General features: G+C 39.1%; 16 protein-coding genes. 2 read left to right on the top strand and 14 right to left on the bottom strand.

All coding sequences use genetic code 11. The annotated features are described in order from the left end of the window. Positions 1-134 precede the first annotated feature (134 nt). From ACIQXR_RS03260 to ACIQXR_RS03240, 5 genes are all read right to left on the bottom strand, one after another. Positions 135-884, bottom strand: coding sequence for a (S)-benzoin forming benzil reductase (locus ACIQXR_RS03260; protein ID WP_402868690.1), 750 nt, complete (start codon positions 882-884; stop codon positions 135-137). 48 nt (positions 885-932) lie between these two features. Further along, entirely contained in the window at positions 933-2,390 is a 1,458-nt protein-coding gene (cls, locus tag ACIQXR_RS03255) for a cardiolipin synthase (RefSeq protein ID WP_402868691.1), read from the bottom strand. Positions 2,391-2,638: 248 nt separating this feature from the next. Beyond that, on the bottom strand, positions 2,639-2,902 hold the full coding sequence (locus tag ACIQXR_RS03250) for a metal-sensitive transcriptional regulator (RefSeq protein ID WP_402868692.1): 264 nt from the start codon (positions 2,900-2,902) through the stop codon (positions 2,639-2,641). Between the two features lie 136 nt (positions 2,903-3,038). Continuing rightward, positions 3,039-3,485, bottom strand: coding sequence for an SRPBCC family protein (locus tag ACIQXR_RS03245; protein WP_402868694.1), 447 nt, complete (start codon positions 3,483-3,485; stop codon positions 3,039-3,041). A gap of 207 nt (positions 3,486-3,692) precedes the next feature. Continuing rightward, a complete protein-coding gene (locus ACIQXR_RS03240; RefSeq protein ID WP_402868696.1) occupies positions 3,693-4,301 on the bottom strand; it encodes a flavin reductase family protein in 609 nt (202 codons plus the stop codon). Between the two features lie 575 nt (positions 4,302-4,876). On the opposite strand from ACIQXR_RS03240, the gene ACIQXR_RS03235 reads away from it, so the two are divergent. Beyond that, positions 4,877-5,476, top strand: a complete 600-nt coding sequence (locus ACIQXR_RS03235) for a nitroreductase family protein (RefSeq protein WP_402868697.1) — start codon at positions 4,877-4,879, stop codon at positions 5,474-5,476. A 162-nt stretch (positions 5,477-5,638) separates the two neighbouring features. On the opposite strand, the gene ACIQXR_RS03230 is transcribed toward ACIQXR_RS03235, so the two are convergent. The 3 genes from ACIQXR_RS03230 to ACIQXR_RS03220 are packed head-to-tail and all read right to left on the bottom strand — an operon-like array spanning position 5,639 to position 7,936. After that, the gene (locus tag ACIQXR_RS03230; RefSeq protein ID WP_403079464.1) at positions 5,639-6,700 is read right to left on the bottom strand and encodes an alpha/beta fold hydrolase; all 1,062 of its coding nucleotides are present in this window, start codon (positions 6,698-6,700) and stop codon (positions 5,639-5,641) included. A 2-nt stretch (positions 6,701-6,702) separates the two neighbouring features. Beyond that, complete coding sequence (locus ACIQXR_RS03225) at positions 6,703-7,137, bottom strand: hypothetical protein (RefSeq protein WP_402868701.1); 435 nt, start codon at positions 7,135-7,137, stop codon at positions 6,703-6,705. Positions 7,138-7,159: 22 nt separating this feature from the next. Then, entirely contained in the window at positions 7,160-7,936 is a 777-nt protein-coding gene (locus ACIQXR_RS03220) for an SDR family oxidoreductase (protein WP_402868703.1), read from the bottom strand. Between the two features lie 203 nt (positions 7,937-8,139). Between ACIQXR_RS03220 and ACIQXR_RS03215 the strand changes: the two genes are divergently transcribed. After that, complete coding sequence (locus tag ACIQXR_RS03215; RefSeq protein ID WP_402868705.1) at positions 8,140-8,592, top strand: OsmC family protein; 453 nt, start codon at positions 8,140-8,142, stop codon at positions 8,590-8,592. Positions 8,593-8,638: 46 nt separating this feature from the next. Here ACIQXR_RS03215 and ACIQXR_RS03210 read toward each other — a convergent pair whose 3' ends face one another. The 6 genes from ACIQXR_RS03210 to ACIQXR_RS03185 all read right to left on the bottom strand — a co-directional run bounded on the left by ACIQXR_RS03210 (position 8,639) and on the right by ACIQXR_RS03185 (position 11,945). Then, on the bottom strand, positions 8,639-8,890 hold the full coding sequence (locus ACIQXR_RS03210; RefSeq protein ID WP_402868709.1) for a YkuS family protein: 252 nt from the start codon (positions 8,888-8,890) through the stop codon (positions 8,639-8,641). 108 nt (positions 8,891-8,998) lie between these two features. Next, positions 8,999-9,160, bottom strand: coding sequence for a hypothetical protein (locus ACIQXR_RS03205; protein WP_402868711.1), 162 nt, complete (start codon positions 9,158-9,160; stop codon positions 8,999-9,001). A 99-nt stretch (positions 9,161-9,259) separates the two neighbouring features. Further along, entirely contained in the window at positions 9,260-10,198 is a 939-nt protein-coding gene (locus ACIQXR_RS03200; protein WP_402868713.1) for a magnesium transporter CorA family protein, read from the bottom strand. Positions 10,199-10,217: 19 nt separating this feature from the next. Beyond that, entirely contained in the window at positions 10,218-10,343 is a 126-nt protein-coding gene (locus tag ACIQXR_RS03195) for a hypothetical protein (RefSeq protein WP_402868715.1), read from the bottom strand. A gap of 192 nt (positions 10,344-10,535) precedes the next feature. Then, entirely contained in the window at positions 10,536-10,802 is a 267-nt protein-coding gene (locus ACIQXR_RS03190; protein WP_402988456.1) for a hypothetical protein, read from the bottom strand. A 60-nt stretch (positions 10,803-10,862) separates the two neighbouring features. Further along, positions 10,863-11,945 (bottom strand): nitric oxide synthase oxygenase, encoded by a 1,083-nt coding sequence (locus ACIQXR_RS03185; RefSeq protein ID WP_402868718.1) that lies wholly within the window; start codon positions 11,943-11,945, stop codon positions 10,863-10,865. Positions 11,946-12,199 lie beyond the last annotated feature (254 nt).

The raw sequence follows: 12,199 nt of genomic DNA, 5'->3' as shown, positions 1-12,199 counted from the left end.
TAGTTTCACACATAGAGGAGAGGCTTTGATTTTTCAACAATTCCATGGATAATCAGGTTCTAAGGAAGGCAAAAGGGACCTTCTATATGGAGGTCCCCTTTTACTAGAGCTTATTTGCTACCTATTCATAAAGATCAAAGTAATTGATTGAGTTCGTAAAACTTCCCATTTTCCAACTTATTGACCTCTAACAATTGCAACAGTTTTTCTGCCACGAGTTCTGGGCTCCTCAACAGCCCCTTTTCCTTATAGTCATGAAATTTAGTTCTGTCTGAAAAGTCCTTTTCATCAGCAGAACGGATGGTTTCTTGCATTCCTGTATCCATCACCCCTGGTGAAAAAGATATGAGCGTCGTCGGATAAGTTTCTTTCTCCTGTTCTAGTCCAGCTACACGGGTGAACATTTCAAGACCCGCTTTTGTACTGCAATAGGCTGCCCAGCCATGATAAGGATTCTTGGCTGCTCCTGATGAAATATTGACCATCACCTTTTTTTGTTTCCATTCCTTTGTACGTTTGATGAATGCATCCGCCAACACAACAGGTGCCATGAAGTTCACACGTAGGCTGAGTTCTATATTTTCTTGTGCTAAATTCCCAACTGTCTTGATTGGATCAATAACACCTGCGTTATTGATAAAATAAACATCACTATCTTCATCCAATTCTGTAAAAATCTTATCGATTAATGGCGCAAGTTGTGAACCGTCGAATAGATCCATATAGATGAAACTAAGCTTCGCTCCGGCCATAACTGCTTTTTCAGCCATTTCAGGATGTGGGGTACGAGAAATTAAGATACAATGATTCCCGTCGCTCAAGCACTGCTCTGCTAGAGCTGCTCCTAGACCTCTTGAGGCCCCTGTGATTATAAAAGTTTTCACCGCAATATCCCGCCTTTTTCTAAATGTATTTTTATCCGATACACCACATTATAAAATCGGTGATACCAGTCTCGCGATGGACTCCTTAAATCGAATCCACTTAGAACGTTTTTCAAATTCTTCTATGGTTAACGGTTTGGAAACCTCTATATCTCTATAAAAAATCTTCGTCAATTTTTCGGCAATTCCTTCGTCATAAATGAAAGCATTCACTTCAAAATTCAGTTTAAAACTTCGGACATCGATGTTTGCCGTCCCGACCGAAGAAACTTCTTCATCCACGACAATCATTTTTGCATGGATAAAGCCCTTATCATAGATATATACTTTAGCCCCTGCCTTTAATAACTCTCCAACATTATAGAGGGTTGCCCAATATACGAAAAGATGGTCAGGTTTATTGGGAATCATGATATTTACATCAATACCCGATAAACTTGCAATTCGGAGCGCATCCAATAAGCTTGCGTCCGGAATGAAGTAAGGAGTTTGAATAAGAATTGAATGTCTCGCTGAAGAAATTAATTTAATATAGCCATTCTTTATTTGTTCCCATTCCGAATCGGGTCCGCTGGTTACAATTTGCAAATCGGTAGTACCTTGATAAACAGGGGTCGGAAAATAATGCGGTTGATAGGTTATGTCATGATGCTTCGATGCTTGATTCCAATCCAGAATGAAACGGGTTTGGATGGCTTTAACTGCAGGGCCCTTGATTCGAAGGTGTGTATCACGCCAATATCCAAATTTGGGATTCAACCCTAAATATTCATCTCCTACATTAAAGCCGCCAACATAACCGACTTCCCCATCAATAATGACGAGTTTACGATGATTTCGAAAATTCAAGCGTAAATTTATGAATTTCAACTTAGATGGAAAGAACGCTTCCACTCGCCCACCTGCTTGTCTAAACTCCTTAAAAAAGCCTTTTGTCAATTTCCTCGATCCCAATTCATCATATAATAAGCGGACCTTCACTCCTTCATTGGCTTTTCTGGTCAAAGCCTCGATGAACCGCTTGCCCAGAACATCTCTTTGGATAATGTAATATTGAATATGTATATGATTTTCAGCCGCTTCAATATCCTTAAAAAGTTGTTCGAACTTTTCTCTTCCGTCCGTAAAAATATCAACCTGATTATCTTCCGTTAATACGGCATCATTATATCGAAGGTGCATATAGATCAAATCACGATAATGGCTCGATGAATTATTACGATATGGAAAATCGTCTGTGCTAAGGTCAATCATTTGTTTTTTTAGGATTTCCTCAATCCCGATCTTCTTTTTGTCCTCCCACTGAAACAAGTGGGCATGTCTCAAACTCGTCCCGAAAAGGAGATATAAAATAAAACCAACAACGGGAAGGAAATACAAGACTAACAGCCAGGCCCATGTGTTGCTTGCTTCTTTTCTTTCAAAAAATATTACGACCGTGGCAAATAATATATTTAAAATAAGAATGAGACCGAATAATACGGATGTAATTTGCGTTATTTCCATGGCAATTCCCTCACATAATTTTTATCCCTTTAAGAATAACACGCAAATCCTTTTATAACAAAGCGATATCGTGCTCTAACTGGCCAAGATGTAGTTGCATTTCCCGAGATTTCAAATAAAAAATCCAGCTTCCCTATATAAGCGGTGCTGGATCCAATCCATTAATGAAAATTGATGATACCTACGTAATACTCTACCCATATTATGATTTGCCTCTACCATGTAAAAGTAAGAAGAATCTTTAATCATCAGCGACTTTTCACCAACAAATTAACTGCTTCTTTAACAAGATCATCAGGGTTCTTGTCTCCAGACTCGTTTGCTTCGCGTACACACTCTACAAGATTGGAGCTTACAATTACACCTATCGTCCGATCTATGGCAGATCTTGTAGCAGACAATTGGGTGATTACCTCCCTACAATCCTTATTATCTTCCATCATTTTCAAGATACCCCGTAGTTGACCCTCTATCCGTTTAACACGGTTCTTCATTTGCTTTTCATATTCCATGTGAGGTTTACCTCCTATTTCACTTTACATCCTTTATCTTACCACGTGCTTATTACTATGTTCATCCCTTTTCCCAGAGTTTAAACGTATTTTACATCTTATACCCCATGAGAGATGTTTTAGCCAATGTACCAAATCACCTTTTTTGCAATTGAACCCTTTGAGCAATGGTTTCAGCAAATTCAACCGTCATTTGTGGGACATGGGATTTCATTAATGCGTTGATAATAGGGGCCTTTGCTCCTTTTGCTGTAATATCTAAGCACCCAGTCATCTTTGTTCGCTTCATTTCTACACTTTCAGCCAAAAAGTAACCATATCCATCAAACTTCTCGTTTATTCCCTGAAGATTGAACGTGATCTTATTTGGTACTTGCCATTCCATTATCTCAACTGCCAACTTGATTTTCTTTTTCATTAAACCGAGATCACTCTTAAACTCCCAAATAAGGGTGCGTTCATTTAATAGTTCGTGCTTGATATAGCCTGGCACTAGCGGTGCCCATTGTTCAATATCACTGACAAATGCCCAAACTTTCTCAATAGGTACGGATAAGTCAATACTATGTAATCCTTCTGTCACTGGGGGTCCCCCTTACATATTTTACTACATCATCAAACCCTATGCCTTCCATACATTATTAGAACCACTTTAAATCCAGAATGTACTTGAAAAAATGAGCCATGCCACCTGAAATGGTTACCTAATTCATAAGAAATCTTCTCTATGAAAAAGGACGATATCTATTGATAGATATCGCCATTTGTCAAATTAAGGGTCGAGGGGGAATCAAGGACGTTGTAGTTCAAATAACTCCCCAAGTTTCGTATAAGTTTGTCCAGCCAAACGAGCTACCGGCTTAAGGCCATTCTGGTCGATTCTTCCTTCATGATAGATGCCTTGGTTGATATGATAGCAGACTACTCTACCTATTAATAAATCACAGCCTGGATCGTCCACTGAACCCGCTAAAGGAATAGCTCGTTCCAATTTACATTCAAAACGCACTTTTGCTTCTTTCAAGCCAGGCACTGCCACTTTATCACTAGCAACAGTGGTAAATTTAGTGAGAGTTAATTCACTCTCTTCAGGTCGGAGCTCTGCCGCCGTTTGGTTAACATCTTCAACAATGTCCTCATCTGTGATATGAACGATGAATTCCCCACTTTTAATCGCATTTCGGGCGGTATCCTTTTGGACTCCTTTTTTTCTTTGAACAGAAACAGAAAGCATGGGAGGATTGGAACTGACTATATTGAAAAAACTAAAAGGTGCTGCATTTATTATGCCAGTTTCTGATTGTGTCGTAATAAGAGCAATGGGTCTTGGAATTATACTCCCCGTCAGAAATTTATAATTTTCCCGCTCACTTAAGCTTTCAGGATTTATTGAAATCATTTTTTATCCCCTCTCAATTATCATTAGTGCTCAGATCAAAGAATAGCCATGATCACTTCCACAAAGAGTGTGAATGGACCACCTCATTGCCAAAGCCTGACTGAATTCCTCTTATATTTTCATACTCTTACTCAGAAATACTTATTTTTATGATTCGTGATCTCTTCTTCGCGAAAGAACATCTCCTATGTACTCGGACCATAGAAAAGTTGCACCGCAAACTAACAAAATGCCTAGGCGAGCGATTCCGTGTCTCAATTGTAAACACCCCTAGGCTTAATGAATCCCTACGACCATGAAAACTACGCCGAACCTGTAGAATTCGTTGAAACACCGGGCGGTCTCTATGAGGATCGAGTGAAAGCTATCTATAATTCTATTATATAGAAGAAAAACAAAAAGTCAGCCTGCAATTGCAGAATAAGACGGATTTTACTCGCCGCTTATACCCCACTTACCTACCCTCACCAATGCCAAAAGTAAACACCATTGGCCTGAATCCATTAATTTCTTAACATATTCCTACCATTACGAGGCACCATAATTATGTAGTAGATTTAATGGAGGTTAGTAGCATGAAGAAAGATTTTTGGCAGGCAATTGAAGATAGACGGTCCTATTATGGAATCAGCAAAGAAGCGGTTGTCCCAAATAGCAGAATTAAGGAAGTGATCGATCATGCTGTTCAATATTCCCCAACAGCGTTCAATTCTCAAAGTGCAAGAGTAGTCGTTCTAACAGGTGAAAGCCACGATCAGTTTTGGGATATCACCAAAGAAACCCTCCGCAAAATCGTTGATGAAAAAGACTTTAAACAAACAGAAGACAAAATGCTTTCCTTTAAAAATGGATATGGAACTGTACTATTTTATGAAGATCAATCAATAGTGGAACATCTTCAGGAACAATTTAAATCATATGCGGATAAATTCCCTATATGGTCCAATCAATCCTCAGGCATGTTACAATTTGTGGTTTGGACCGCCTTGGAGGGTGAAGGATTTGGAGCCAACCTCCAGCATTACAATCCATTAATTGATGAGGAAGTTACAAAAACATGGGATTTGCCGAGGAAGTGGAAACTAATTGCGCAAATGCCATTCGGAAAACCAACTGCTGAACCAGGGGATAAAGAAATCGTTCCGCTTGATGAGAGAGTGAAATATTTTCCATAAAGAAAGGCTGGTTCATGAGTGAGCCAGCCTCATTTGTTCTAAATTAAAGTTCCGCAAAAAACCTTGAGAATATGACCGATGCAAATCCTAAATATCCCAACACTGACGTAACTTTATATTCGTTATTTTCCTTTATCATGGTATATAACCCCTTCCTCCGTACTATTTTACTTTCTTGATGGGTGATGATCGCGCAGGAAGCCACTCTTTAAGATACTGGGGTAGCTTACCGGCATAGTTGTTGGAAGCATGTCCACTTTGAAGGAGTTTGTAGGTTTTGTCCTTGCTTTTTAGAAGCCTCATTATGGGGGAAATCATTTCCTGTGGTACTAAACGGTCGTTTTCACTTGCAACAACTAGAACGTTTGCATCAATATTCGTCATTTTGGCTTTTTTACCGTTCACTTTCAATTGTCCCTTAACCAGACGGTTATTGATAATAAGGTCATCTGTTAGTTGTTTTGCAACTGCACCAGATAAAGGGACATGACCATTCGTCCACGCGTTGAACCTACGCCAGTTTTGAACATATTGTTCATTATCCGCTTGATTTAGCAAAGATAAATATGGAGAAAAGTAAATAGGTGAAGTGATTAATCGAATGCCATCTTTCACCCCACTGGCAGGTATGACTTTCATGATGTCAAGCACTTCATCAAAATTGGCACTTCCATCCCTCATCGAGGCCTGCCATTGATCGAATACTTGCGAATCACTAAAATCGATGGGTGTCACCGAAAGAATCAGGTTTCTAATTGGCTCATTTGCAATAGCAGCATACATCGTAGCTATCGTCCCACCCAAGCAAAAGCCCATTATGGAAATTTCCGATGCACCTGAGTGAAGAAGCGCACGCCGTACCCCACTCCGGATATATTTTATAATATAATCATCTATCGTCGTATCTCCGTCTTCATAGCCTGGACTACCAAAATCAATCAAATACACTTCGAAGCCTTCGTTAACAAAAGCTTCTATCAAACTATTTCCTGGTCCTAGATCAAGAATTACAGGTGTATTAATCAATGAATAGATGAGAAATACTGGTACTTTATATTTTTTTTTGATCGGCGGATAATACCATAATGTTGATTTGTTCTTGTTCCAAACCCGTACCCTCGGTGTAGTGCCCATTTCCGGCATCGGCTGATTTGGAATATCCAAGAAGTGTTTCCATTTAGGCGTCGCCATAGTTTTACGACCTGATTTATTCATTTCCTTCATGTTCATAAACCTTTTACTTGTACCTTGGCGTTGGATAATAAGGAATCAAAAAGAAAGTCACTGATCTTCTTTTTATCACGTACCTGCCCTGTACTTTCCCTTTTTTTATTTCGTGAACTTCTTCTACTGGATCGTTTTTCCCCTTCAGTGAGATGTAAAAGTAGCTCTTCAACCTTGTCTACTTTTTCCTCAAGTTGAATGACTAATTTGGCTACATTAGCAACATCCTGTTTGGTTGGGTAATTCATGATGATGGACATTCTCTCCGAAGCTTCCTGAAACTTATTTATACGCGGAACCTGTTGCTTTGAATTGTTGCTGATGGATTCAATAAATCTCCTATTATTAATGAACTCACGAATTTTATCATTTAACTCTTGTTCTTTTTGAGTGCCCAAGAGTTTTAACCCTTTATAAAAATCTGTTTTTTTTGGCATTAATGTTTCCCCTCTTCTTTGTTTAGATTGTAGCGGCGATGCCTCCATCAACGATCAGAACATGCCCCACTATATAGTCTGAAGCTTTCGACGCTAAAAGTATTGCCGCTCCTTTTAAATCCTCACCATTACCAAATCGATGTGCCGGAGTTTTTCCAAGAATGTCATAATCGGATTCTTCAAGGATTTTCTTTGTAATCTTAGTTGGAAAAAAGCCTGGTGCTATCGCATTCACCTGAATACCATGTTTAGCTAATTTGACACCAAGATCTTTTGTCAAGGTAATGATAGCTCCCTTGCTAGTGTTATAAGGAATGGTCACCATCAACTCAGGGTGAGTGCCTCCAAGCCCTGATACCGATGCGATATTAATAATTTTCCCAGATTTTTGTGCCATCATGATTTTTGCTACGGCCTGTGAAAACAAGAATGTACCTGTAACATTAACGTTCATTACCTTTTCCCATTTATCCTCGGGAATATCTTCTAACGGACCAGACCATGAGGTCCCGCTATTATTGACAAGAATGTCAATGCTACCGAAATGATCCATTGTTTCTTTTACAACTGAATCAATATCGCTTTTGTTCGTAATATCACATTCAATGGCCAACGCCTTCGTACCCATTGAATGTAAGTATTTACAAGTTTCTTCACATACAGAAAGTTTCCGTGAAGCAATTACAATATTTGCACCTGCCATAGCCAGTGCCAACGCTATTTGTTTTCCGAGACCTCTCCCGCCTCCTGTTACAATAGCCGTTTTATTCGTCAAGTCGAATAGATCCAATGTAGTCAACTCCCCAGCCCCTTCATTATAAAATCATTTCTTTTACAATCTATATTATTATAGAAAAGCCTATACGATATTGTGCTTAAAATAGTCTCATGCCCCAGCCTGTTTGGAATTATCATTTTCAACAGCTTATGGATGGTGCATACTCTACACGAGCAAAATCCTCCAATAAGGTTTAAACTAAAGAAATGTAAGGGGGGAGACTTATGACATTACATCATTTTCATTTACGCGCGAATTGGCCTGGTGGAAGAAATGGCAGTGGTACGATACAGGCAGGTAATCTACAAACGGAAATTAGTGTGCCTCCGGAAATGGATGGTCCGGGGATTGGGACCAACCCAGATGAAATGCTGCTCGGTGCAGCATCTACTTGCTATATTATTACGCTTGCGGCCATGCTTGAAAGAAGCCATATTGAAAAGGCCAGTTTGACGATGGAATCCGAAGCCTTTGTGGATGTTACGAATGGGGTATTCACATACAAGAAAATCATTCATCGACCATCTCTTGTTTTAACTGATGAAGCTACGGATAAGGACTTGGAAAAAGCCCGAAAACTTGTGGATAAATCGGAGGCCTCTTGTATGATATCGCGTGCCATCAAAGGCAACGTGGAAGTAGAGGTAGAACCGGACATTTCCATCGCTCCACGTTAATGTAAAAAGAGTGCCTAACCACGATTCAAGGATAGGCACTCTTTACTTATTGGATGGAGTTCATTTTGTTTTCTACCTGACGGCATACTTCATCAGCCGTTAAACCGTCTGCATCTATAATGGAAGCTTTGATGGAAGTATCGCTGATTCCCATTACGTTCGTTTCCAAACCTGTTACAACACAACAATCCAAGTTCTTCGCATCTGCTTCTTGCTTGATTTCAACTACATCAAAACCTTTATCGCGGAGTGCTTCTTGGATATTCGTTAATGATTCTTCAACACCGATTTTTGACATCTTCACACACCTCCTCTACGTTTAATGATTTCCTTTCCTTGGGCAATTTATGTATGGTCCTTATTTTCCTTAAAGACAGGAAGAGACCTAATATCGGTCTCTCATTCTTCATAAATTTTGTTTAAGGATTTCTTCTTGTATTTGCTCATTTTTTAATGGTTCATCACCATTTGTCCCTGCCTTTGATTTTCCTCCCACAGCTCGCTTCGGTTTCATATCACTAGTCTTTAGATTATTATTGGGAGCTGCCTGTTCATTCCATTCAGTCATCGCATTCACCTCTCTTACGTTTAAAGTTCCCCTTGTTTCGCGAATTCATGAATGCTTTTTCTTCATAACAAAACCGGCTTCACTAGAAAGCCGGTTGTTTTAAAAATATTTCTTTTTCCAAAATATAAAGGCTGTTGTGCCTGCCAGACTGATAGCAATTAATAAAGTGAAGATAAAAGCATATGGGTTATGCTCAAATGGTAGATTCACATTCATTCCATAGAAACTTGCCACCATAGTCGGGAGCGTTAGTATAATCGTAACCGATGTAAGGAACTTCATGGCATTATTGACGTTATTGGATATAATGGATGCGAATGCATCCATCATCCCGCTCAAAATTGATAGGTACACTTCTGCCATTTCAATCGCCTGGCCATTTTCAATGATTACATCCTCTAATAATTCTTTATCTTCTTCATACATTTTCAAGTAATTAAAACGGAGGATTTTGTCGAGAACAACCTTGTTTGACTTCAAGGATGTCGTGAAGTAAACCAGACTTTTTTCCAATGCCAAGAAGGTGTACAGTTCTTTATTTTTCATGGACTGATGCAGTTCTCGTTCGGCTTCATTAGTCATCTTGTTGATTTGCTTAAGATAACGTAAATAATAGGACGAGATTTCAAATAATATCTGCAGGGCAAATCTTGTTTTCTTATTAGAGTAAAAACCTTTGATTTTATTATTTTTAAAATTGGTTAAAATGGGTGAATCTTTGAGAGATACCGTAATGAAACAATCATTCGTAAAAATCATGCCGATTGGTATCGTTTCAAAAATGGGCAAGTCCGCTTCATCCTTTGTCAAATAAGGGAAATCGACGATAATCAGTAAATGATCATCCTCTTTCTCTATACGAGGCCGTTCCTCATCATCTAATGGATCTTTCATGAAGTTAATCGGTACTTGCAAAGTGGAGCAAATATATTGTATTTCATCTTCTGTCGGTGCCACTATGTTCACCCATGAACCTTTCGTCATTTCATCGGTTACGTTCAGCATGCGGCTTTCATTCGTCTTGTATATCTCAATCATTCAAACGACCTCCTCTTTCTTAGAGAAAGCTCAATTTACCATCTTCGAGTAGATACTCATGGAGAATAACAGTCTCGACGTCTAGCATCATATCGGCTTCCTCTTGCTTACTGGGTTCAGGGTCGTCATAAGAACTGATGCCCACTCGTATCACATCCTTTCAATTCCTTTATCTTAATCCTAAATCTTCTAAAGCACAATAAATAATTCCCCAAGCTCTTTTCACAACATATGAAAATGCTGACTAGTTTCTTAAGCGCTATAATTGGTTAACTTTCTAAAAAAATCATTTCATAAAAAAATCGCTTGGGATATTTCCCAAGCGATGGTGTTTCATTTAAGTGTGCTTCACAGTATTATAGTAATTTACGCTATACATAGCGCCTTCATCCACCATTTTATTGTCTTCGTGATCATATGGGTCAGGATGTCCTGCCTTTTCAATTAAGGGATCTACCGATTGTCGTTTATTCCAAAAACTCATTGCCTTCGTTTTTGCACTGGACCATACATTTTTCGCTTTCCCTCGGTTCGTTTTAGATAAAAACGAGACTCCGGCAACTCCGACTCCGAGCAGTACTACATTCTTTGCTAATGCCATCATTACCTTCCTCCTTAACGTTGGATTAATATATATGTACCCTCACCCATTAAATGTAAACATTCATTTAACGTAAGGGGCCTTTTTATAAAAGAAGTTGGGCTTAACGATTTCATTTTGATACGATTTATGAAAAACATGCGTCGTTGCTGGAGAGACAGGTGGAATTAGCCATGTCCAGTCCCCCGTTACATTCCGTTTACATGATGCCTCCCTTTCTTCGAAAAGCTTAAATTGCTTGGCGGCTGTATGATGGTCAACCATACTCACACCAGCTTTTTTAAACGAATATAGAACCGCTTCATTCAGTTCAATCAGTGCCCGATCCTTCCATAATGTGGAATCTCTTCGAATGTCCAATCCCATTCTCTCTCCGATGCTGGGAAGCATATTGTAGCGATCCTCATCCGCAAGGTTTCTAGCCCCAACTTCAGTCCCCATATACCATCCATTAAATGGAGCCGCCGAGTACGAAATACCGCCAATCTCCAGTTTCATTCCGGAAATAATGGGCACAGCATACCACTTGAGACCCAAGTCCTGGAACCAGGAAAACTCAGGATGGCCAATTGGTACTTCTTTAATGATTTCTTTCGGGATTTCATATACTCTTGGAACTTTTCCGCCTACTTGAATCACGAGTGGCAAGATATCAAACGATCCATACTTCCCCTCCCATCCCAAGGCCTGACACTGTTTGGTGAAAGCTATCGAACTAGAATCCCCAACTATGCCCGTTTCCGTCTCATATCCGGCATATCGTATAAGCTGATGATTCCATATCTCTATCTTATTTTCAATGTCCTGCTGTTTAAAAACGGTGATGATTGGCCTGATATTTCCATCATTCGTTGCCCATTCAATATGCTCAATCAAGGCAGACACAATATCATCCTCACTTTGGAGAGCCCTTTTATCTAGCACCCGCAATGAATCCCAAAACAATCTACCAATACAGCGATTACTATTTCGCCAGGCCAATTTAGCCCCATATTCCAATTCTTCCGGCGTATGTTTATAACTACCCGTATCTTGGATTTCCTTTTTAATTTGACTAATTCTATCCATCGCTTCTTCATCTGTTTTACCCATTTCATCAAGATATATCTTGATGAAGGAGATGGCTTCATGTAGTAATTCACTCATTTATCCCACTAATCCTTCCATCTATACTGACCTGAGATACTAATAACGTATCATAGATCTTATCTCTATCTCTAAAAGAATACCTTAAAGAAATAGTATTTCTTTAAAAGATGTGACAATTTCTGGTCAACACAACCCATCAATCTTACTATATGTAAGTAGCTATACTTTTTTATATAACAACCTATACAGTAACTAAATAATATTCAGTAAAGTTGTTACATGCGAGGTAAATGCTTTATAATGAATACCAA

Origin of the sequence: Peribacillus sp. NPDC097224, from assembly GCF_044761985.1 — a bacterium.
GTDB lineage: Bacteria > Bacillota > Bacilli > Bacillales > DSM-1321 > Peribacillus.
This window is presented reverse-complemented; position numbering and strand designations above follow the sequence as displayed.